The following is a 20,853-nucleotide window of genomic DNA, read 5'->3' on the forward strand; positions in this document are numbered from 1 at the left end:
TGCGCCCGGTCGCCGTCCGGCCGACGGCCACGATCGCCCCCGGCCTGGGCCGGCAGCTTTGCAATCCATCTTAGGGCATCGGCGGGCGCCGCGGCGCCGGCGCAGCCCGCCGCCGACAGGGCTTTGCGCGCAGGGTTCACGCCCGCGGCCGAAACCTGCGCGCCGCGGCGCGCGCTACTTGGCGGCCTTGGCGTCGGCCACCGCGGCTTCCATGGCCTGGCGCAGCTTGTCCATGATCGGGCCCATGCGCTGCTGCACGCCCACCAGGCTCTTCTGCATCACCAGCGGCATCTTCTCAATCATCGCCACGCCGGCCGGGCTGCGGTAGAAGGTCAGCAGGCCGTCGACCTCGTCCTGGGTGAAGGATTCACGGTAGATGCCGACATACAGCGGCTTGAGCGAGGCGTAGCTCAGTTCCTCGCGCATCACCTTGGCCAGGCGCGCCGGCGCGGCATCCAGGACGCGCCGCTGCTCGTCGCTGAGTGTCTGGCCCTGCACGGCAGCCTGCATGCTCTGGCGCATCATCTGCTCGATGTTGGCGTACATGCCGTCGAGCAGGCGCTCGGCCTTGGTGACGGTGAGCAGGGCTTCGATCGAGGCCTCGCTGGGCGGCGCGGCCTGCGCGGTGGCAAGCGTGGCGGCCAGACAGATCAGGGTGACAAGACGGCGCATCGCGGGCTTTCCGGACGGTGACGGGGACGGACGCGCGCAGCATAACCTCCAGCCGGAGGTGGCCGGCGGCGCGACGCCGTGCCGGGGCCTCTCGACGGGCATCGCGACGGGCATCACGCCAGGCGTCACGCCGAGGCCGGTGGCGCCGCGGCCTCCACCCGGCCCACCACCACCGGCGTGGGCGGCGGCGCGGCCTCGGCCAGCGTGATGGCGGCCTGCACGGCGCGCGCGGCGGCCTCGGCATCCGCCGCGCTGGCGGCGTGCACGGTGAGCAGCGGCTCGCCGGCGGCCAGCGCGCTGCCCAGCGGGCGCAGGCCGCTGAAGCCCACGCGCGGGTCCACCGCATCGCCCGGCCGCGCCCGGCCGCCGCCCAGCGCCACCACGGCCAGACCGAGTGCGCGGGTGTCGATGCGGGCGATGTGGCCGGCCCGCAGCGCCGGCACCGGCCGCACCACCGGGGCCACAGGCAGGCGCGCATCGGCCAGCACGTCGGCCGGCCCGCCCAGCGCCGCCACCATGCGGGCGAAGCGCTCGGCCGCCGCGCCGCTGGCCAGCGCCGCCTCGGCCCGCGCGCGGGCGGCCGCCACGCTGGCGTCCAGCCCGCCCAGGTGCAGCAGCTGCGCGGCCAGCGCCAGGGTCAGTTCCAGAAGGCGCGGCTCGGGCGGCTCGGGCGCCCCGGCACGGGCGCCGGTCAGCAGGGCGATGCTCTCGGCCACCTCCAACGCATTGCCGGCGGTGCGGCCCAGCGGCTGGTTCATGTCGGTGATCAGCGCCTGGGTGGGCAAGCCGGCGCCGCAGGCCACGTCCACCAGGTTGCGCGCCAGCGCCTGCGCCTCGTCCAGCCCCGACAGGAAGGCGCCGTTGCCCACCTTGACGTCCAGCACCAGGCCCTGCAGCCCGGCCGCCAGCTTCTTGCCGAGGATGCTGGCGGTGATCAGCGGCACCGACTCCACCGTGGCCGTGACATCGCGGATGGCATACAGCCGCTTGTCGGCCGGCGCCAGATCCGCCCCGGCGCCGACGATGGCGCAGCCGGCCGCCCCCAGCGCCGCCAGCAGCTGCGTGCGCGGCGGGTTCACCGTGTAGCCGGGCAGGGCCTCCAGCTTGTCGAGCGTGCCGCCGGTGTGGCCCAGGCCGCGGCCCGAGATCATCGGCACCACGCCGCCGCAGGCCGCCACGATGGCCGCCAGCGGCAGGCTCACCTTGTCGCCCACGCCGCCGGTGGAATGCTTGTCAAGCACCGGGCCGGGCAGGCGCGCGTCGCGCCAGTCGAGCACCTGGCCCGAGTGCGTCATGGCCTGGGTCAGTGCCACGCATTCGGCGCGCGTCATGCCGCGCCAGACGATGGCCATGGCCAGCGCGGCGGCCTGGCCCTCGCTCCAGCTGCCGTCGACCAGGCCGCGCACGAAGGCCTGGATCTCGGCCTCGGTGATCGCCCGGCCGTCGCGCTTGGCGCGGATGATCTCGGCAGCGCGCATCAGGCCCGGCCCCGCCGTTCAGCCGCCCAGCTCGGACCAGCGGTCGTGGCGGTCACGCCGTTCCTGCCGGTAATTGGTGACCTCCAGGCGCAGGCCGTCGGGATCGGTGAAGAAGGTGGCCACATAGTCGGGCGCGTACTCCGAGTGGGTGTGGGCGTCGCTGGCGGCGATGCCGGCGGCCTGCAGCGCGCGCGCCACCTCGGCCACATCGGCCGCGCTGTCCACGCGCAGGCACAGGTGGTGCAAGCCGGGCGCGTAGGGCTCGTGCGGCGTGGCCACGCGCGCCGGCCGCAGCACGATGCCGTGCAGGCGGTTGTAGAACTGCACGTGCGCATCGCCGCCCAGCGTGAAGCGGTTGCTGCGGTAGCCCAGGGTCTTCTCCAGCACCTGGGTGTAGAAGGCCTCGGAGCGCGCCAGGTCGCTGACCGTGAGGTAGATGTGGTCGATGCCGATGACCTCGGGCATGGCGGGCCTCCTGCGCTGAATGACGGGCTGGGGCGGCGGCCTCAATAGCTGCCCGGCGCGGCGGTGTTGCCCGCGCCGGCGCCGGTGAGCACGCGCTCGATGTCGCCCAGCAGGCCGCTGGCGCCGAAGCGCAGGCGGCGGGCGTTCAGCGCGCCTTCGCCGAGGATCTCGCGCACCAGGCCGATGTAGAGCGCCGCGTCGGCCACGGTGCGGATGCCGCCCGAAGCCTTGAAGCCCACGGCCGCGCCGCGCGGGTGGGCGGTCTGGTGTTGCGCGATCGCCTCCAGCATCACGCAGGCCGCCTCGGGCGTGGCGCCGGTGGGCGTCTTGCCGGTGCTGGTCTTCAGGAAGTCGACGCCGGCCTCCAGGCCGATGGCGCTGGCCTGGGCGATCAGGGCCGTCGTGGCCAGCTCGCCCGATTCGATGATCAGCTTGAGCACCCGGCCCGGGCAGGCCGCGCGCACCGCCTGCACCACGGCGGCGGCGCCGGCCGCATCACCGGCCTGCAGCGCGCGCCAGGGCAGCACCAGGTCCACCTCGTCGCCGCCGGCGGCCACGATGGCCTGGGTGTCGGCCACCGCGCGGGCGAGGTCCAGGCTGCCGTCGGGGAAGTTGGCCACAGCGGCCACGGCCACGCCGGCCGGCGCCTCGGCCTTGGCCTGGGCCACGAAGCGCGGCCACACGCACAGCGCGGCGGGTCGGCCCGCCGGCCCGGCGGCCTTGGCGGCCAGCGCGGTGATGGCCGCCGGCGTGTCGCCGTCGTTCAGGCTGGTCAGGTCCAGGCAAGCCAGCGCGGTGCGGGCGTCGTTCAGCAAGGTGTCGCTCATGTCGATCGATGGGGCTTCAGCGGCGCACCACGGCGTCGCCTGGTTCGAAGTCGGCCACCTTCAGCGGGCTGCGTGCGGCCAGGTAGGCGCGCAGCACCTCGGCGTCGTTGTAGCCGCTGTCGGTGTAGCCGGGGTGCTCGCGCAGGCGCGGGTAGCCGTCGCCGCCCAGCGCGGTGAAGTTGTTGATCGCCAGCTTGTAGCGGCGCTGCGGGTCGATGGGCTGGCCACCGACCAGCGCCTGCTTCAGCACGCCGCCCTCGATGACCATGCGCACGCCGGCGGTCTGGGCAAAGGCGCCCGAGCCCGGCGTCATCCGGGCCGCGGCACGCAGGTAGTCCAGCAGTTCGGTGCCAGTGAGCTCGGCCACGCCCACGGTGTTGGAGAAGGGCTGCACCTTCATCACGTCGCGGTAGGTGATGGTGCCGGCGGGCAGGCTGTCGCGCACGCCGCCACCGTTGATCAGGGCCAGGTCGGCGCCCATCTTGTCCATCATCGCGCGGGCGATCAGCGTGCCCAGCGTGGTGGGCTGCTTGCGCACGGTGCTACGGTCGCCGTCCAGCACGCCATCGGCCTGGGCCACCGGCACGTTCAGCCGGGCCTGGCCGCGCTCCTGGAAGGGTTGCAGGAAGGCACGCAGGCCCGTGTCCTCGGGGATGCGCTCGGTGTAGGTGGCGCGCGTGCCGTCGGCCAGCTTGCGGCTCAGGTTGACCGGCAGCAGCTGGTACTTCACCAGTTCCACGCGGCCGGCCTCGATGACGAAGTCGGCGCGGCCGACGTACTTGCCCCATTCATGGGCCTGCACGATCCAGGCGCCGTTCTGGCGGTCGGGCGCGCAGGGCTGGCCGGGCACATAGGCCTCGTTGCGCCGGTTCTCGGCCAGCATGCACACGGGGTCTTGGCTGTGGCCGCCGACGATCAGGTCCAGGCCCTTGACGGCACGCGCCATCTCCACGTCGCCCGGCGCGTTGACGCCGCGGTTGCCATCGGGGTAGTGGCCCATGTGGGTGGCGGCGATCACCATGTCGGCCTTGGCGCGCAGCTCGGGCACCAGCTTCGCGGCTTCGTCGATGGGCTTGCGGAACTCGGTGCCGCGCACGTTGTCGGGCAGCACCATCTTGGCCGTGTCGTTGGTGGTCAGGCCCATCACGGCGATCTTGTAGCCGCGCCGCTCGAAGATGCGGTAGGGCTCGAACAGGCGCTGGCCGTCCTGGTAAATGTTGGCCGACAGCAGCGGGAAGTTGGCCCAGGCCTTCTGGCGCAGCAGCACGCTGCGCGGCTTGTCGAACTCGTGGTTGCCCACGGCCGAGGCATCGTAGCCCAGGCGGTTCATGCCCTGGAAGTCGGGCTCGGCGTCCTGCAGGTCGCTCTCGGGCACGCCGGTGTTGATGTCGCCACCGTCCAGCAGCAGCAGTTCGCCGCCAGCGGCCGCCACCTCGGCGCGCACGCGGTCGATCAGCGTCTTGCGCGCGGCCATGCCGTACTCGCCATCGGCATTCGGCCAGAAGCGGCCGTGGTGGTCGTTGGTGTGCAGGATGGTGAGCTTGAGCGGCGCGCGCGGCGCCGGCGTGGCGTCGGGCTGGGGCGCGGTGGCGCAGCCGGCCAGCAGGGCGGCGGCCAGCGCCAGCGGGGTGAGCAGGACGGAGCGGCGATGCAGGGGCATGGACGACGGCACAGGGGCGGGCTCGGGACGAAGGCATGGAGCATGCCATAGGGGCATGGCGTCAACCCGCATCCTGCAGCAGCGCCAGCGCCAGCTGTCGCACCAGGGCCAGCGCCGGCGCCTCGGCCCGCCCGGCCAGCGTGACCAGCGCGAAGCGCGCGGTGGCGTCCAGCGGCGGCGCCAGCGTGAGTTCCACCAGATCGGGCGCCGCGGCGCGGATGGCCAGCAGCACCACGTCGCTGTGCCGCGCGGCCTCGGCCAGGCTGCCGACCTCGTCGCAGCGCAGCGTGACGCAGCGCTGCGGATGCGCCTGCGGGCCGTAGCGCTCGACCAGGATGCGCGCGACCTCGTCGCTGAGCGGCGTGGAGGCGATGCCGTGCGCCGCCACCTGATCGAACGTCGGCGCGCGGCGGCTGCGCGCCAGCGGGTGGCCGCGCCGCACCAGGAAGGCGCCGCGCATCTCGCCCACCGGCTCGCTGTGCAGGTCGGGCGCCGGCACCAGCGAGCGCGCGTCGATCACCAGCGCATCCAGCTGCCGCGCGCGCAGCGCCTGCACCAGCAGCTCGGTGCCGCCGCGCGCCACCTCCACCTGCAGGCCCGGCGGCTGGCCGGCCACCTGCAGCAGCAGCGGCGTCATCAGCATCGCGCCGGGGCCCGAGCCCAGGCCCACGCGCAGCCGGCCGGCCAGGCCCTGGCGCATGCGCGGGCCGCTGCCGCGCAGCTCGTCGGCGTCGAACACGATCTGACGCGCACGCACCAGCACCGCACGGCCGAAGGCGCTGAGCTCGTTGCGCCGGCCCACGCGGTCGAACAGCGGCTGGCCCAGCTCGTCCTCCAGCGCGCGGATGCTGCGGCTGAGCGCCGGCTGGGTGAGGTGCACATCGTCGGCCGCGCGGCTGAACGAGCCCAGCTCGGCCAGTGCGATGAAGTGGCGCAGCTGGATCAGCGTCATCGGCAACCTTCGGCGCAATGCATGCAGTGAGCTCATGCTAATGCAAAGAACAATGCATTGGACGCACGAAATGGCGCTGCCTACGATGGCCTGGCGTCGTCGATCTTTGTGTCCCCACCCCTTGCCGAGGATTCCGCCATGCGCCCCCGCCTGCTTGCCCGCCGTGCCGCCCTGTTCGCCCCGCTGCTGCTGGCCTGTGGCCTGGCGCTGGGCGCCGATGCCTACCCCAGCAAGCCCGTCAACCTGATGGTGCCCTACCCCGCCGGCGGCCCCAGCGACGCCATCGCCCGCCTGCTGAACCAGCCGCTGGGCAAGCAGCTGGGCCAGCAGGTGCTGGTGGAGAACCTGGGCGGCGTGAGCGGCGCGCTGGGCGCACAGAAGGTGCTGGCCGCGCCGGCCGATGGCCAGTACATCTTCCAGGCCTCGCCCAACGAGGTGATCCTGGCGCCGCTGGCCAATGCCGCGGTGAAGGTCAAGGCCGAAGACTTCCGCCTGGTGCACCCGGTGGCCGATGCGGTGATGGTGCTGCTGGTGCGCAAGGACCTGCCGGTGGCGAATGTGGACGAGCTGATCGAACTGGGCAAGAAGAACAAGGACAAGCCGCTGACCTACGGCAGCGTGGGCATCGGCTCGCTGTACCACTTCATCGTGGAAGACCTGCAGCACCGCACCGGCATGCCGGCCGCGCATGTGCCGTACAAGGGCAACGCGCCGCTGCTGCAGGACGTGGCCGGCGGCCAGGTCGACTTTGCCGTGCTGGTGTACAGCGCCGCGATGGGCGCGATGGCCGAGCAGGGCCGGCTGAAGATCATCGGCCAGCTGGGCGCACAGCGCTCGGAATTGATGAAGAACCAGCCCACGCTGAGCGAGAGCCGGCAGCTGAAGGACTTCGCGTTCACGATCTGGACCGGCTTCATGGTGCGCAAGGACACGCCGGAAGACGTGGTGCAGCGCCTGCACAAGGACATCGCCGCTACGCTGCAGGACGCCGGCGTGCGCAGCCAGCTGGCGGCGCAGACGCAGGTGGCCTCGCGGCCGATGACGCTGGCCGAATCGGCCCGCTTCTTCGAGACCGAGACGGCGAAGTACCGCGCCCTCGCTCGCCAGATCAAGCTGCAACCGCAGTGAGCCCACAGCCATGAACGACCACGTCAGCCCGGCCTTGCTGGCCCTGAACGGTGCCGATCCGATGGCCTCGCTGGCCACGCTGGATGCGCTGCGCGACGCCGCGCCCGAGTTCGTGGCGCTGCGCCGCGACATCCACCGCCACCCTGAGCTGGGCTTTGACGAACACCGCACCAGCGCGCTGGTGGCCGAGCGCCTGCAGGCCTGGGGTTACACGGTGCACCGCGGCCTGGGCGGCACCGGCGTGGTGGGCACGCTGCAGCGCGGCAGCGGCACGCGGCGGCTGGGCATCCGCGCCGACATGGACGCGCTGCCGATCACCGAGGCCAACACCTTCGCCCATGCCAGCTGCCATGCCGGCGTGATGCATGCCTGCGGCCACGACGGCCACACCGCCATGCTGCTGGCCGCCGCGCGCCACCTGGCGACGCACGGCCAGTTCAGCGGCACGCTGAACCTGATCTTCCAGCCGGCCGAGGAAGGCCAGGGCGGCGCGCTGTGCATGATGGCCGACGGCCTGTTCGACCAGCACCCCTGCGACGCCGTGTTCGCGATGCACAACATGCCCGGCATCGCCCAGGGTCGGCTGGTGTTCCGCGAGGGCGCGGCGATGGCCTCGTCCGACTACGCCACCGTCACGCTGCACGGCGTGGGCGGCCACGGCGCCATGCCGCACCTGGCGCAAGACCCGGTGGTGGCGGCCGCCAGCATCGTGATGGCGCTGCAGACCGTGGTGTCGCGCAACATCGACCCGCTGCACACGGCGGTGGTGACCGTGGGTGCGCTGCAGGCCGGCCAGGCCAACAACGTGATCCCGGCCAGCGCGCGGCTGGAGATCAGCGTGCGCGCGCTCGACCGTGACGTGCGCCGCACGCTGGAAGCGCGCATCAAGGCGCTGATCAGCGCCCAGGCCGAGAGCCTGGGCTGCACGGCGCAGATCGACTGGCGCCCCGGCTACACGGTGCTGGTGAACACGCCCGACGAAACCGCCTTCGCCCGCCAGGTGGGCCTGGAACTGCTGGGCGCCGGCCGCGTGACCGAGCAGGGCCCGCCGCTGACCGGCAGCGAGGACTTCGCCTTCATGCTCGAGCGCGTGCCCGGCAGCTACCTGCTGATCGGCAATGGCGACGGCGCCGCGGTGGGCGACCATGCCCCGGCCCATGCCTGCATGGTGCACAACCCCGGCTACGACTTCAACGACGACAACCTGGCCATCGGCGCCGCCTACTGGGTGCGGCTGGCCGAGCGCTTTCTCGCCGACCCCAAGACCCTGGACACGGAGGCTCCGCCGGCCCCCTGATACCCTTTCGCTTCTGCAGGAGAGTGCCGGCACCGCCCCAGGCGGCGTCGGCCACCGAAGGCGCAAACTCCCATGCACGCTCAGGTCCCGTACTGCACACCACCATCGCCGTCTGGAGAGCCTTCACGCCCGGCGTGAAGCACCGAAGGAGCAAGGCCCGCGCACGGTGCGCGGCGCTGAATCTCTCAGGTACCGAGGACAGGGGGAGCGGCAAGCCCGATCCGGCATCCATCGCGCCGGACGCGGGCACCCGTTTGTGGAGTGCTTCCCATGCATGTGATCGTCCTCGGCGCCGGCCTGCTCGGCGTGACCTCGGCCTGGTTCCTGCGCCAGCAGGGCCATGACGTGACGGTGATCGACCGCCAGGCCAGCCCGGCCGCGGAGACCAGCTTCGCCAACGGCGGCCAGGTGTCGGTGAGCCATGCCGAGCCCTGGGCCAACCCCGGCGCGCCGGCCAAGCTGCTGAAGTGGCTGGGCCGCGAGGACGCGCCGCTGCTGTTCCGCCTGCGCGCCGACCCCGCGCAATGGCGCTGGGGCCTGGAGTTCCTTCGCCAGTGCACGCCCGGCCGCACGCGCCACAACATCCTGCAGATCGTGCGCCTGGGCACCTACAGCCGCGCCACGCTGCAGCAGCTGCGCCAGGAGATCGGCCTGCAGTACGAGCAGCGCACCCAGGGCATCCTGCACTTCTACACCTCGGCGGCCGAGTTCGAGGCCGCCGTGGCCCCGGCCGAGCAGATGCGGGCGCTGGGCTGCGAGCGCCGCCTGGTCTCGGCCGACGAGGCCGTGGCCATCGAGCCGGCGCTGCGCCACATCCGCCCGCAACTGGCCGGCGCCACCTACACGGCCGAGGACGAATCGGGTGACGCCCACCGCTTCGTGCAGGAACTCGCCAAGCGCTGCGCCGCGGCCGGCGTGCAGTTCCGCATGAGCCACACCGTGACCGCGCTGCGCCAGGCCGGCGGCCAGATCGACCATGTGGAGGCCACCGATGCCGAGGGCCGCTTCCAGCGCCTGAAGGCCGACGCCTATGTGCTGGCCATGGGCTCGCTGAGCCCGCGGCTGGCTGCGCCGCTGGGCATCCGCCTGCCGATCTACCCGGCCAAGGGCTACTCGGTGACCATGCCGGTGAAGGATGCGGCCATGGCGCACCAGGTGTCGCTGACCGACGACGAGTACAAGCTCGTCTTCTCACGCCTGGGCGACCGCCTGCGCATCGCCGGCACCGCCGAACTCAACGGCTACGACCGCGACCTGAACCGCGTGCGCTGCGAGGCCATCGTGCGCCGCGTGGAAGAAGTGTTCCCCGGCGCCGGCGACACCACGCAGGCCCAGTTCTGGACCGGCCTGCGCCCGGCCACGCCCAGCAACGTGCCCATCATCGGCCGCAGCAAGCTCGCCAACCTGTTCATGAACACCGGCCACGGCACGCTGGGCTGGACCCATGCCTGCGGCTCGGGCAAGAGCATTGCGCGCATCGTCAGCGGCCTGCGGCCGGAGGTGGCGTTCTCGTTCGCCGCCTGACCGGGCGGCCGGGGCGTCAGGCCTTCAACGCCGGCACCACCGCCGCCAGCAGCTTGGCGGCCTGGTCGGCCGTGGCGCTGGCGGTGTTCAGCGTGTGGGCGTGGCTGAGGTTCTCGTCGGCCATGCCGGCGCCCATGTTGGTCAGCATCGACAGGCCCAGCACCTTCAGGCCGGCATGGCGGGCCAGGATGGTCTCGGGCACGGTGCTCATGCCCACCGCCTGCGCGCCCAGCAGCCGCAGCATGCGGATCTCGGCCGGCGTCTCGAACTGCGGGCCCAGCACCCAGGCGTAGACGCCCTCGTGCACCGTGATGCCGGCGGCGCTGGCGGCGGCGGCGGCCTGGTCGCGCAGCGCGGCGTCGTAGGCGTTGACCATGTCGACGAAGCGCTGGTTGTCGGTCTCGCCGTGCAGCGGCGTGCGTTGCACGATGTTCAGGTGGTCGCTGATCAGCATCAGCGAGCCCGGCGGCATGGCCGGATCGAGGCTGCCGGCGGCATTGGTCAGCACCAGCGTGCCACAGCCGAGCGCGGCCAGCGTGCGGATGGCGCCCTTCATGCCGGCCGGATCGCCGGTCTCATAGGCATGCTTGCGGCCGCGCAGCAGGGCCACCGGGCGGTTGGCGATGCGGCCCAGGCGCAGCGTGCCGGCATGGCCGGCCACACCCAGCGCCGGAAAGGCCGGCAGCTGCGCATAGGGGATGTCGACCGGGTCCATCACCAGGCCGGCGATGCCGTCCCAGCCCGAGCCCAGCACGATGGCCAGTTCGGGCGTGTCGTCGCTGGCGCTGCGGATGCGTTCGACGCTGCGGCCGATCAGGTCGAGCAGTTGGGAATCGTTCATGGGGCAGGGGGAAACGTGAGATGCGAAGGGCCGAAGCTGGCGGGCAGCAACTGGCCTAATGTGAATTGTGCGCGCACGGCATGCAGATCGGCCACCCACACCGGGCAATCGTCGGCGGCAAATTCGCGCAGGCGCTGGCGGCAGCCGCCGCAGGGGGTGACCGGCGCGTCCGCCACGCCCACCACCACGGCGCCCACGATGCGCGTGCCGCCGGCCAGCACCAGCGTGCCGATGGCCGTGGCCTCGGCGCACTGGCCCTGCGGGTAGGCCGCGTTCTCGACATTGCAGCCGGCGTGAATGCGGCCGTGTTCGTCCAGCAGCGCCGCGCCCACCAGAAAGCGCGAGTACGGCGCGTGGGCGCGCAGGCGGGCCGCGCGGGCGGCGGCCAGCAGAGCATCGAGGTGGTGCTCGAAGCGAGGCAAAGCCAGCGCCGGGCCGCCCCAAGCAGGCTTTGCGCCCCCGCGGGGGGCCGGCGCAACGCGACGGGGGGCGGACATTACCGTTCTTTCAGATAGGGCGTGCCCAAGGCCGCCGGCGCGCGCGCATGACCGATGAAGCCGGCCAGCAGCACCACGGTCAGCACATAGGGCAGGGCCTGGATGGCCTGCACCGGCACCTGGCCGCCGCCCAGCGCCGCCGGCAGCGCCACGCCCTGCAGGCGGATGGCCACGGCGTCCAGAAAGCCGAACAGCAGGCAGGCCCACAGCGCGGCCACCGGGCGCCACTTGCCGAAGATCATCGCCGCCAGCGCCATGTAGCCACGGCCGGCCGTCATGTGCGGCACGAAGTTGGCGTTCTGCGCCAGCACCAGGTAGGCGCCGGCCAGTGCGCACAGCACACCGTTCATCGCCAGTGCGCCGTAGCGCAGGCGCAGCACGCTCAGGCCGGCGGCATCCACCATGGCCGGGTTGTCGCCGGTGGCGCGCAGGCGCAGGCCCAGGCGGGTGCGGTACAGCAGCCACCACACGCCAGGCACCAGCGCCAGCGCCAGGTAGACCAGCGCGTTGTGGCCCGCCAGGCCCAGCCCCAGCACCGGGCCGATCACCGGGATGGCCTTCAGCGCCTCGCCCAGCGCCACCCCCTGCGGCCCCAGACGCACGGCATCGGGCAGGGCCGGCGTCTGCCCGCCCTGCTTGAACCAGGCGATGCCCAGCACGATGGTCAGGCCGGCGGCGATCATGGTCAGCGCCATGCCCATCACCACCTGGTCGCCGGTGTGGCTCACACACGCATAGCCGTGCAGCATCGACAGCGCCACGCCCACCATCAGCGCCGCGGCCAGCGCCAGCGGCCAGCTGCCGGTGAACGCGCCCACGGCGCCCGCGGCAAAGGCCGAGAGCAGCATCTTGCCCTCCAGGCCCAGGTCGATGACGCCCGAGCGCTCGCTCAGCAGGCCGGCCAGCGCGCACAGGATCAGCGGGGTGGAGACCCGCAGCGTGGACGCCAGCAGGCCGCCCAGGAAGATCAGCGTGTCATCCATGCGCGGCTCCTGCGGCCACGGCAGCGCGCGGCTGTAGCGCCATCACCACGCGCGACAAGGCCGGCGCCGCCACGCGCGCCATGGCGCCCGAGAACAGCACGATCAGGCCCTGCAGCGTGGTCACCATGTCGCGGCTGAATCCCGGCACCTCGAAGGCCAGCTCGGCGCCGCCCTGGTACAGCGCGCCGAACAGCAGCGCCGCCAGCACGATGCCCAGCGGGTGGTTGCGCCCGATCAGGCTGACCGCGATGCCGGTGAAGCCGGCGCCGGCCACGAAGTCCAGCAGCAGCTTGTGCTGCACGCCCGAGAGCTCATTGACGCCCACCATGCCGGCCAGCGCGCCCGAGATCAGCATGGCCAGCATCACCTGGCGCCTGGGATGGATGCCGGCGTAGTGCGCGGCCTCGGGCGAGTGGCCCACGGCGCGCAGTTCGTAGCCGGCGCGCAGCCGCCACAGCAAGGCCCACACGCCAACCGCGGCGGCCAGGGCCAGCAGCAGGCTGGCGTTCAGCGGCGTGCGTGGCCATTCGATGCCCAGGCCCGCCAGCAGTTCGTGCATGCCGGGCAGGTGGGCGCTGTCGGCGAAAGCCACGGTTTCCACCGTCATGCCGCCGGGCGCCTTCAGGTGGTTGACCAGCAGCCAGGCCAGCAGGGCCGACGCGATGAAGTTGAACATGATGGTGGTGATGACCACATGGCTGCCGCGCCAGGCCTGCAGCGCCGCCGGCACCGCCGCCCAGGCCGCGCCGAAGGCCATCGCCGCCACCACCGCCAGCGGCAGCATCAGCACCGCCGGCAGGCTGTTGCCGAAGGCCAGCGACACGGCCGCCACGCCCAGGCCGCCCACCATGGCCTGGCCCTCGCCGCCGATGTTGAACAGCCCGCCATGGAAGGCCACGGCCACCGCCAGGCCGGTGAAGGTGAAGGTGGTGGCGTAGTACAGCGTGTAGCCCAGGCCCGAGCGCGTGCCGAAGGCGCCCTTGACCAGTTGCGTGATGACCTGCACCGGGTCGAGCCCGATCACGGCCACGACGATGGCGCTGACGGCCAGGGCCATGGCCAGGTTGATCAGCGGCAGCAGGCCGATGTCGGCCCAGCGGGGCAGTTCGACGGGCCGGCTCACAGGCAGGGATCTTTCATCGGGACAGCTTCTGCAGCGGTGCCGCCGGCCACCGGAAATCCGACGGGCAGCACCTCGGGCGATTCATCATCCAGCTGGCGCAGCACCTCGGCCCAGCCGTGGCGCGGCTGCCAGCCCAGCGCGCGCTGGGCGCGGCTGGCGTCGTAGACGCGGTCGATGCCGGCGGGCAGCGCCCAGCCGCGGGCCGCGAAGGCAGCGGCCAGTTCGGGCACGCGCTGGCGGATCAGCGCGGCGGCATCGGTCTTCAGCGCCACGGCATCGGCGGGCTGGAAGGGCGTGGCGCCGCTGAGCAGGTAGGTACGGGTGCCGGGCTGCGCCTGGGCCAGCGCCAGCGCATGGGCCTCGGCCACATCCCGCGCATCGATGCCGCGATGCAGGCGCGCCACGGCCATGGCCGGTGCCGGTTCGGCGAAACAGCGGCCCATGCGCAGCACGGTGAGGCCGAAGGCGCCGGCATCGGCCCAGCGCGCCAGCAGCGCTTCGGCCGCCAGCTTGCTGCGGTGGTAGACGGTGCGCGGCTGCGGCACGGTGTCTTCGTCCACCCAGCCCGCCGCGTGGACCGGCGTGCTGGCCGCGCCGTACAGCGCCGTGGTGCTGGTGTAGACGAGGTGGCCCACGCCGGCCGCGCAGGCGGCGCGCGCCAGCGCCTCGGTGGCCTGCACGTTGACGCGCTCGAACTCGGCATCGGGCACCTGGCCCACCTGCGGCGCATGCAGCGCGGCGCAGTGCACCACCGCATCCACGCCCGCCAGGGCGCGCTGCAGCAGCGCGGCATCGGCCAGATCGCCCACCCAGTGCGCGGTGGACGAGGGCACGCGGTCCAGGCCCTGCACGGCGTGGTCGCGCGACAGGCGCCGCATCAGCGCGCGGCCGATGCGGCCGCTGGCGCCGGTGACGAGAACCTTCACTGGACAACCCTCCGGTCACTGCGTGACCACCTCCCCGAGGGAGGAACGCGCTCCCTTCGGAGCGGCCGTGCGGGAGCGCTCACGCCGCCTCCCGCGCGGTGGCGCCGGCCATCAGCCGGCCCAGCGCGGCCTCGGTGCAGTCCTCGATGGCCAGTTCGCCGGCGATGCGGCCGCGGTCCATCACCAGCACGCGGTCGGCCAGGGCCAGGATCTCGTCGAGCTCGCTGCTGACCACCAGCACCGCGCCACCGGCATCGCGCATGGCGCGCAGGCGGCCGTGGATGAACTCGATGGCGCCGATGTCCACGCCGCGCGTGGGCTGGCCCACCAGCAGCACCTGCGGTGGCGTCTCGGGCGCCAGCGCCTCGCGCGCCAGCACCAGCTTCTGCTGGTTGCCACCGGAGAACTTCGACGACTGCAGCAGCGCGTTGCGCGGCCGCACGTCGTAGGCCTCCATCCACTGGGCGGTGGCCTCGCGCATGGCGCGCTGCTTCATCCAGCCTCCGGCGCCGACGAAGCGCTTGAGCCGGTGGTAGCCCAGCACCGCGCTTTCCCAGGCGCTCATCTTCAGCACCATGCCGCAACGGTGGCGGTCTTCGGGCACATGGGCCAGCTTCAGGCGCCGTGCGGCGGTCGGGTCCAGCCAGCGGCCGGGCGCGTCGAAGCGTTCGCCGCCCAGCGTGATCTGCCCGGCCTGCGGCGCCAGCATGCCCGACAGCGCCGCCAGCAGCTCGGTCTGGCCATTGCCCGACACGCCGGCGATGCCGACGATCTCGCCGGCCTTGAGGTCGAGCGACACGTCGGCCAGACGCGGCACGCCCATCTCGTCGGCCCAGCGCAGGCCTTGCACCGCCAGCAGCGTGGCGCCGGGCGCGCGCGCTGCGGCACCGGCATCGCGGCCCAGGTTGACGCGGCGGCCCACCATGGCCTCGGCCAGCGCATCCAGCGAGGTGTCGGCAATCGGCGTGTCCAGCACCACGGCGCCCTGGCGCATCACGGTGACGGCATCGCACAGCGCCATGATTTCCTTGAGCTTGTGCGTGATCAGCAGCAGCGTGGTGCCCTGGGCACGCAGCCGGCGCAGCGTGACGAAGAGTTGTTCGGTCTCCTGCGGCGTGAGCACGGCGGTGGGCTCGTCCAGGATCAGGATGCGCGCGCCGCGGTACAGCGCCTTCAGGATTTCCAGGCGCTGGCGCTCGCCCACCGGCAGCTCTTCCACCGCCAGATCCAGCCGCACCTGCAGGCCGGTGTCGCGCATCAGCGCCTCGAGCTTCTCGCGCACCACGGCGCGGGCCGCGCCCAGGCGCCAGTCGGGTTCGGCGCCCAGCATGATGTTGTCGAGCGCGCTCAGCGGCTCCACCAGCATGAAGTGCTGGTGCACCATGCCGATGCCCAGCGCAATGGCCTCGCGCGAGCCGGGGATCTGCACCTCGCGGCCCTCGATGGCGATGCTGCCCGCCTCGGCCTGGTAGAAGCCGTAGAGGATGGACATCAGCGTGGACTTGCCCGCGCCGTTCTCGCCCACGATGCCATGCGCCGTGCCGGCGGCCACCGTGAGGTTCACGTCCCGGTTGGCCTGCACCGCGCCAAAGCGCTTGCAGATGCCGCGCATCTGCACGGCCGGAGGCAACCCTCCGGCAGAGGTTGCGCTCATCAGTACTTGCAGCTGTTGTCCGCCATGTAGTCCGCGACCTTGATCTTGCCGGCAATGATGTCGGCCTTGGCCGCGTCGACCTTCTTCTTCATGTCGGCGGACACCAGCTTCTCGTTGTGCTTGTCCAGCGCGTAGTCCACGCCGCCTTCCTTCAGGCCCAGCACGGTGAGCTGACCCGGGTTGGTCTTCTTGAACAGGTTGTAGACGGCCACGTCCACGCGCTTGACCATGCTGGTCAGCATCACGCCGGGGTGCAGGTGGTTCTGGTTGCTGTCCACGCCGATGGCCAGCTTGCCACCGTCCTTGGCGGCCTGGTACACGCCCACGCCGGTGCCGCCGGCGGCAGCGAACACCACGTCCACGCCCTTGGCGAACTGCGCCTTGGCCAGTTCACCGCCACGGGTGGGGTCGTTCCACGCGGCCGGCGTGGTGCCGGTCATGTTGCTGGTCACTTCCACCTTGGGGTTGGCGTACTTGGCGCCCTGCTCGTAGCCGCACTGGAACTTGCGGATCAGCGGGATGTCCATGCCGCCGACGAAGCCCACCTTGCCGCTCTTGCTGGCCAGCGCGGCCATCATGCCGACCAGGAACGAGCCTTCGTGCTCCTTGAACACCACCGATTCGACGTTGGGCAGCTTGACCACCGAGTCGATGATGGCGAACTGCTGCTTGCCGAACTCCTTGGCCACCTTCTCCACCGTGCTGGCCTGGGCGAAGCCCACGCCGACGATCGGGTTGGCGCCCTTGTCGGCCATGCGGCGCATGGCCTGCTCGCGCTGGGCCTCGTTGCTGATCTCGAAGTCGAGATAACCCTTGCCGCCGGCTTCCTTCTTCCAGCGCTCGGCGCCGTTGTAGGCCGCTTCGTTGAAGCTCTTGTCGAACTTGCCGCCCATGTCGTAGATCACGGCCGGGTCGGCGTGGGCGACGTTGGCGCCCAGGGCCAGGGTGGCGGCCAGGGCGAGGCGGGTGCGCAGCGAGGTGTTCATGTTGGGATGGTCCCCGGGGTTGCTTGACGTGGCGGGCAGGATAGCAAGACTCACGCCGACTTGGACTCCGTACATGCCATCCAAACCGCCACCCAGGCCCCGCAGGCAGGGGCCGGCGCAGTGCCGGCGTGCGGAACCGGCCGGCCCAGGGACATCGGCCCCGGCCGCCAGGGCCGCGGGTAGCATCGCGCGATGAGCCTGCCCGACGCCCGCCCGCCCCTCGACGACGACGCGCTGCTGCGCCAGGCCCGGCGCCTGCCCAAGGTGCTGCTGCACGAGCACCTGGACGGCGGCCTGCGCGTGGCCACGCTGCTGGACCTGCTGCACCAGCGCGGCATCGCCGCGCCGGCCGAGGACGTGGACACGCTGGCCGCCTGGTTCGACGCCCGCGCGCATGCCGGCTCGTTGGTGGAGTACCTGCGCGGCTTCGCGCTCACGGTGGCGGCCATGGCCACGCCCGAGGGCCTGGCCCGCGTGGCCTTCGAGGCGGCCGAGGACGCACGCGCCGAGGGCTGCGTGCTGGCCGAGTTCCGCATCGCGCCGCTGCTGTTCGAACCGCATGGCGTCAGCGGCGACGCCGCGGTGGAGGCCATGCTCGACGGCCTGTCGCGCAGCCCGCTGCCCAGCGGCCTGATCGTCTGCGCCATGCGCCACGAGAGCGACGAACAGATCGCCCGCGCTGCCGAACTGGCGCTGCGCTTCCACCACCGGCCCGGCCGCCCCGGCGCGGCGCGCGTGATCGGCTTCGACCTGGCCGGCCCCGAGGCCGGCTGGCCCGCCAGCCGCCATGCCGCCTTGCTGGCGCGCGTGCGCGGGGCCGGCCTGGGCCTGACGCTGCACGCCGGCGAGGCCGATGCCGGTGCCCGCGTGCTGGAGGCCGCGCGCCTGGGCGCCAGCCGCATCGGCCACGGCGTGCGCCTGGCCGACCTGCTGGACGACCCCGGCGCCGGCCAGGTGCTGGCCGAGGTGAAGTCGCATGGCATCCACCTCGAGATCTGCCCCACCAGCAATGTGCACACCGGTGCCGCCGCGTCGCTGGCACTGCACCCCATCCACCGGCTGTGGCAGGCGGGGGTGTCGCTGTCCTTCCACACCGACAACAAGCTGATGTCGCGCATCGACCATGCCGGCGAGGCCGCCAACCTGGTGCGCGCCGGCCTCGGCTGGGGCGATCTGGTGCACATGGGCCGGGATGCGGCGGTGGCGTCCTTCCTGCCCGAAGCCGCCCGCGCCGAGGCCCTGCGCCAGCTGGATGCATGGGCCGAGCTGGAGCGCCTGGCACCCGCACGCCCCACACCGGCTGCCTGATCGCCATGAAAAACGGCGCACCGCACTTGGGCGGTGCGCCGTCGGGGCGCCATGGCAGCCAGTCAGTCCGGCGGGGCCGCAGCCCCGCGTCGCTGCGCTTACTGGAAGTCGGCGCTCAGGCTCAGCGTCACCAGACGCGGGGCGCCCAGGTAGTAGGTGGGCGCCGTGCCCGCCACGGTACCGGCCGTCGAGGTGTAGGTCACGGCGTTGTTGCCGGTGCCCGAGCTCGGGTTGCGGTACTTGGTGTTGCCGATGTTGCTGATGTTCAGGCGCAGCGTCGGGCTCTTGACGATGCCCATGTCGGCGAACTTGTAGCCGAAGTCGAGGTCGCCGGTGGTGTAGGCCGGAGTTTCCTCGTCGTTCATCAGCGTGGCGTACTGCTTGCCGGTGTGCTTGAGCTTCAGGCGCGCGTAGTACGGGCCGGCGGCGTACTGCAGCGCGGCCGCCACCATGGTCTCGGGCGTCAGCGTCATCTGCTTGCCGCTGGTGGGCAGCTTGACGGCGGTCGAGGCCTGCAGGTCGTCCTTCAGCTTGCTCTTTTGCAGCGTCAGCGAACCGTAGACCGTGAAGCCGCCGAAGAACGGTGCCGAGCCGGCCTCGAGCTCCAGACCACGGTTGTTGGTGGCGCCGGCATTGGTGTAGGTGGACACCAGCGTGGCCTGGTCGGTGGCGGTGGCCTGGCGGTTCTTGAAGTCGGCGTTGAACACCGTGGCCGACAGCGAACCCAGGTTGGTCTGCAGGCGGTAGCCCACGTCCAGCATCACCGAGGTCTCGGGCTTGATCTCGACGTACGGCGTGATCACGCCGTTGACCAGGCGCACATTGCTGCCGGTGAAGGCGAAGTTGGGCGGCGCCTTGAAGTTCTTGGCGATGTTGGCGAAGACCTGCTGCTGCTTGTCCAGGTTGAAGCGCACGCCGGCCTGCGGCAGCACCTCGTTGTAGTCACGCTGGATGCGGTAGGTGGCCAGGGTCTGGCCTTCGCTCTGGGCGCTGGTCACGTCGCGGGTGACATGCGGGGTGCGGACCGACAGGGTCAGCAGGCCGCGGTCGCCCATGAACGTCATGTTGTCGCTGACGTAGGCCTGGTAGGCGGTGCTGATGGTGTCCCAGTCACGGCCCTGGTAGCACACGCCGGTGCTGCGCTTGATGCAGTCACGCAGCCAGATGTCGGCGGGCGAGCCATCGGCATTGAGCTGGGTGATCGGCTGGGTCTGGCGGTGGTCGGCGCGCTCGTACCACAGGCCGAACTTCAGCGCGTGGTCGCCCCAGGTGGTGTTGAGCTCGGCGGTGACGCCGGGACGGTGCGTGCGGGTGACGCTGGCGCGGCCCACGCGCACGGTGTCCAGCGTGTCGCCGTCACCGTTGATGTCGACGGCGCCGCCGCTCAGGCCGGTGGCCTCGGACACGGCGCGGTCGGACCAGCCGCCGTTGCCGAAGCCGTACCACAGGTAGGGCTGCACCTTCAGGTAGGTGTCCTTGGCCACCTTGAACGAGCCCGACACCGACACGATGGCGTTCTCGAACGGGTTCAGCGCCACGCCGTAGTAGATGGGCGCCGACTGCGCGCTCTCGACCTGGGCCGTGCCGTTCACGCCGGCGACGCGCGGCTTGAAGGTGGTGCTGTAGTCGTAGTAGTAGCCCTTGGAGTTCAACTCCGCGAGCGTCATGTTGTAGAAGTTGTTGTTGACCGCGCGGTTGTAGACCAGCGAGCCCAGGATCACGTTGTCCTGGTTGATGTCGAAGCGGAACGCGGCATCCAGGTGGTCACGCTTGGCCTGGCCCTCGCCCTTCCACTTGTCAGCCTGCGAGTGCGACAGGCTCACGAACACCTTGGCGCGACCGTCGGCGAAGCGGCCGCTGTCCACGCGCACGAAGGTGCGGCTGAGGTTCAGGCCACCCACGGTCTGGGCCACGCGCACGCGGCGCTTGTCCTCGGGGTCGCAGGTGCTGATGCTGACGTTGCCGCCGGTGGCGCCGGCGTGCGGCGACTCGGAGTCGGGGCTGCCCTGCGCCACGCTCATCGTGCAGACGTTCTCCTGGTCGATGTACTCCTGCGGGTAGACCGCGAAGTTGCCCGAGTCATTGACCGGCACGCCGTTGATCGTGAAGCCCAGCTGGTCGCTGTTGAAGCCGCGCACCGACAGGCCGCCGCCGAACAGGCCGGTGGCGTCGTGGTTGAAGGTGTTGATGCTGGGCAGCATGGCCAGCGCCTGGTACGGGTTGCCCGTGGCGCGGTCCTTCTCCGTGGCGGCCTTGGTCACCGTGCTGCGGGCCTTGGCGACGTCTTCCTTGAGCATCTGGCCGGCGCCCAGGCGGTCGCCCTGGCCGGTGATGACCACCGTGCCGATGCGCACGTTGTCGTCCTTGGCGCGCGGCTGGTCGGCTTCATTGGTGGCCTGCTGCGCGAAGGCCGAAGCGGCGGCGCCCGCCAGCAGGACGGCCAGCGCGCGGGCCACCGGGGTGGCACGGAAGAAGGAACGGTGATGCATGTTCAGGACTCTCCGGACAGAACGGGATGAGATCGGCGAAACC

Annotated in this window: 18 protein-coding genes and 1 riboswitch; of the genes, 4 read left to right on the forward strand and 14 right to left on the reverse strand. The window is 71.9% G+C overall.

Annotation, left to right across the window (positions count from 1 at the left end; genetic code table 11):
• Positions 1–174 precede the first annotated feature (174 nt).
• The 6 genes from AACH10_RS15375 to AACH10_RS15400 all read right to left on the reverse strand — a co-directional run bounded on the left by AACH10_RS15375 (position 175) and on the right by AACH10_RS15400 (position 6,054).
• A complete protein-coding gene (locus AACH10_RS15375) occupies positions 175–672 on the reverse strand; it encodes a DUF2059 domain-containing protein (protein ID WP_341411332.1) in 498 nt (165 codons plus the stop codon).
• A 125-nt stretch (positions 673–797) separates the two neighbouring features.
• Positions 798–2,153, reverse strand: coding sequence for a thymidine phosphorylase (deoA, locus tag AACH10_RS15380; protein WP_423228619.1), 1,356 nt, complete (start codon positions 2,151–2,153; stop codon positions 798–800).
• Between the two features lie 15 nt (positions 2,154–2,168).
• Positions 2,169–2,615, reverse strand: a complete 447-nt coding sequence (locus tag AACH10_RS15385) for a VOC family protein (protein WP_341411334.1) — start codon at positions 2,613–2,615, stop codon at positions 2,169–2,171.
• A gap of 41 nt (positions 2,616–2,656) precedes the next feature.
• Complete coding sequence (deoC, locus tag AACH10_RS15390) at positions 2,657–3,442, reverse strand: deoxyribose-phosphate aldolase (RefSeq protein WP_341411335.1); 786 nt, start codon at positions 3,440–3,442, stop codon at positions 2,657–2,659.
• A 16-nt stretch (positions 3,443–3,458) separates the two neighbouring features.
• On the reverse strand, positions 3,459–5,102 hold the full coding sequence (gene ushA, locus AACH10_RS15395; RefSeq protein ID WP_341411336.1) for a bifunctional UDP-sugar hydrolase/5'-nucleotidase UshA: 1,644 nt from the start codon (positions 5,100–5,102) through the stop codon (positions 3,459–3,461).
• Positions 5,103–5,163: 61 nt separating this feature from the next.
• Positions 5,164–6,054: a LysR family transcriptional regulator gene (locus AACH10_RS15400; protein ID WP_341411337.1), complete on the reverse strand. Its 891-nt coding sequence runs from the start codon at positions 6,052–6,054 to the stop codon at positions 5,164–5,166.
• Positions 6,055–6,192: 138 nt separating this feature from the next.
• Here AACH10_RS15400 and AACH10_RS15405 point away from each other — a divergent pair, with 138 nt between their 5' ends.
• The 3 genes from AACH10_RS15405 (at position 6,193) to AACH10_RS15415 (ending at position 10,003) form a co-directional block, all read left to right on the forward strand.
• On the forward strand, positions 6,193–7,182 hold the full coding sequence (locus AACH10_RS15405) for a tripartite tricarboxylate transporter substrate binding protein (protein WP_341411338.1): 990 nt from the start codon (positions 6,193–6,195) through the stop codon (positions 7,180–7,182).
• A 61-nt stretch (positions 7,183–7,243) separates the two neighbouring features.
• A complete protein-coding gene (locus tag AACH10_RS15410; protein WP_341411750.1) occupies positions 7,244–8,479 on the forward strand; it encodes a M20 aminoacylase family protein in 1,236 nt (411 codons plus the stop codon).
• A 102-nt stretch (positions 8,480–8,581) separates the two neighbouring features.
• Positions 8,582–8,691, forward strand: a riboswitch (glycine riboswitch).
• A gap of 58 nt (positions 8,692–8,749) precedes the next feature.
• Complete coding sequence (locus AACH10_RS15415; RefSeq protein ID WP_341411339.1) at positions 8,750–10,003, forward strand: D-amino acid dehydrogenase; 1,254 nt, start codon at positions 8,750–8,752, stop codon at positions 10,001–10,003.
• A gap of 16 nt (positions 10,004–10,019) precedes the next feature.
• Here the strand turns inward: AACH10_RS15415 and AACH10_RS15420 are convergent, their stop codons facing one another.
• From AACH10_RS15420 to AACH10_RS15450, 7 genes are all read right to left on the reverse strand, one after another.
• Positions 10,020–10,844, reverse strand: a complete 825-nt coding sequence (locus AACH10_RS15420; protein WP_341411340.1) for a purine-nucleoside phosphorylase — start codon at positions 10,842–10,844, stop codon at positions 10,020–10,022.
• The gene (locus AACH10_RS15425) at positions 10,841–11,266 is read right to left on the reverse strand and encodes a cytidine deaminase (protein ID WP_341411341.1); all 426 of its coding nucleotides are present in this window, start codon (positions 11,264–11,266) and stop codon (positions 10,841–10,843) included. The genes AACH10_RS15420 and AACH10_RS15425 overlap by 4 nt, the downstream gene beginning before the upstream one ends.
• Positions 11,267–11,340: 74 nt before the next feature.
• Entirely contained in the window at positions 11,341–12,324 is a 984-nt protein-coding gene (locus tag AACH10_RS15430; RefSeq protein WP_341411342.1) for an ABC transporter permease, read from the reverse strand.
• A complete protein-coding gene (locus tag AACH10_RS15435; RefSeq protein WP_341411343.1) occupies positions 12,317–13,447 on the reverse strand; it encodes an ABC transporter permease in 1,131 nt (376 codons plus the stop codon). The genes AACH10_RS15430 and AACH10_RS15435 overlap by 8 nt, the downstream gene beginning before the upstream one ends.
• Positions 13,444–14,373 (reverse strand): NAD-dependent epimerase/dehydratase family protein, encoded by a 930-nt coding sequence (locus tag AACH10_RS15440; protein ID WP_341411344.1) that lies wholly within the window; start codon positions 14,371–14,373, stop codon positions 13,444–13,446. The genes AACH10_RS15435 and AACH10_RS15440 overlap by 4 nt, the downstream gene beginning before the upstream one ends.
• 79 nt (positions 14,374–14,452) lie before the next feature.
• Positions 14,453–16,027 carry an ABC transporter ATP-binding protein gene (locus AACH10_RS15445; RefSeq protein ID WP_341411345.1) on the reverse strand — a complete coding sequence of 525 codons (1,575 nt, stop codon included), beginning with the start codon at positions 16,025–16,027 and terminating at the stop codon, positions 14,453–14,455.
• Positions 16,027–17,013, reverse strand: a complete 987-nt coding sequence (locus tag AACH10_RS15450) for a BMP family lipoprotein (protein WP_341411346.1) — start codon at positions 17,011–17,013, stop codon at positions 16,027–16,029. Before AACH10_RS15450 ends, AACH10_RS15445 begins: the two co-directional genes overlap by 1 nt.
• Positions 17,014–17,205: 192 nt before the next feature.
• Between AACH10_RS15450 and AACH10_RS15455 the strand changes: the two genes are divergently transcribed.
• On the forward strand, positions 17,206–18,321 hold the full coding sequence (locus AACH10_RS15455) for an adenosine deaminase family protein (protein WP_341411347.1): 1,116 nt from the start codon (positions 17,206–17,208) through the stop codon (positions 18,319–18,321).
• Positions 18,322–18,419: 98 nt separating this feature from the next.
• Here AACH10_RS15455 and AACH10_RS15460 read toward each other — a convergent pair whose 3' ends face one another.
• Positions 18,420–20,810 carry a TonB-dependent receptor gene (locus tag AACH10_RS15460; RefSeq protein ID WP_341411348.1) on the reverse strand — a complete coding sequence of 797 codons (2,391 nt, stop codon included), beginning with the start codon at positions 20,808–20,810 and terminating at the stop codon, positions 18,420–18,422.
• Positions 20,811–20,853: the final 43 nt, after the last annotated feature.

The sequence above is a fragment of the Pseudaquabacterium inlustre genome (genome assembly GCF_038066595.1).
GTDB lineage: Bacteria > Pseudomonadota > Gammaproteobacteria > Burkholderiales > Burkholderiaceae_C > Pseudaquabacterium > Pseudaquabacterium inlustre.

Bases quoted from the DNA above. Each gene is read 5' to 3' on its own strand.
- AACH10_RS15375 (WP_341411332.1), bottom strand. From the start codon at position 672: ATGCGCCGTCTTGTCACCCTGATCTGTCTGGCCGCCACGCTTGCCACC.
- AACH10_RS15385 (WP_341411334.1), bottom strand. From the start codon at position 2,615: ATGCCCGAGGTCATCGGCATCGACCACATCTACCTCACGGTCAGCGAC.
- deoC (WP_341411335.1), bottom strand. From the start codon at position 3,442: ATGAGCGACACCTTGCTGAACGACGCCCGCACCGCGCTGGCTTGCCTG.
- ushA (WP_341411336.1), bottom strand. From the start codon at position 5,102: ATGCCCCTGCATCGCCGCTCCGTCCTGCTCACCCCGCTGGCGCTGGCC.
- AACH10_RS15400 (WP_341411337.1), bottom strand. From the start codon at position 6,054: ATGACGCTGATCCAGCTGCGCCACTTCATCGCACTGGCCGAGCTGGGC.
- AACH10_RS15405 (WP_341411338.1), top strand. From the start codon at position 6,193: ATGCGCCCCCGCCTGCTTGCCCGCCGTGCCGCCCTGTTCGCCCCGCTG.
- AACH10_RS15410 (WP_341411750.1), top strand. From the start codon at position 7,244: ATGGCCTCGCTGGCCACGCTGGATGCGCTGCGCGACGCCGCGCCCGAG.
- AACH10_RS15415 (WP_341411339.1), top strand. From the start codon at position 8,750: ATGCATGTGATCGTCCTCGGCGCCGGCCTGCTCGGCGTGACCTCGGCC.
- AACH10_RS15420 (WP_341411340.1), bottom strand. From the start codon at position 10,844: ATGAACGATTCCCAACTGCTCGACCTGATCGGCCGCAGCGTCGAACGC.
- AACH10_RS15430 (WP_341411342.1), bottom strand. From the start codon at position 12,324: ATGGATGACACGCTGATCTTCCTGGGCGGCCTGCTGGCGTCCACGCTG.
- AACH10_RS15445 (WP_341411345.1), bottom strand. From the start codon at position 16,027: ATGAGCGCAACCTCTGCCGGAGGGTTGCCTCCGGCCGTGCAGATGCGC.
- AACH10_RS15450 (WP_341411346.1), bottom strand. From the start codon at position 17,013: ATGAACACCTCGCTGCGCACCCGCCTCGCCCTGGCCGCCACCCTGGCC.
- AACH10_RS15455 (WP_341411347.1), top strand. From the start codon at position 17,206: ATGAGCCTGCCCGACGCCCGCCCGCCCCTCGACGACGACGCGCTGCTG.
- AACH10_RS15460 (WP_341411348.1), bottom strand. From the start codon at position 20,810: ATGCATCACCGTTCCTTCTTCCGTGCCACCCCGGTGGCCCGCGCGCTG.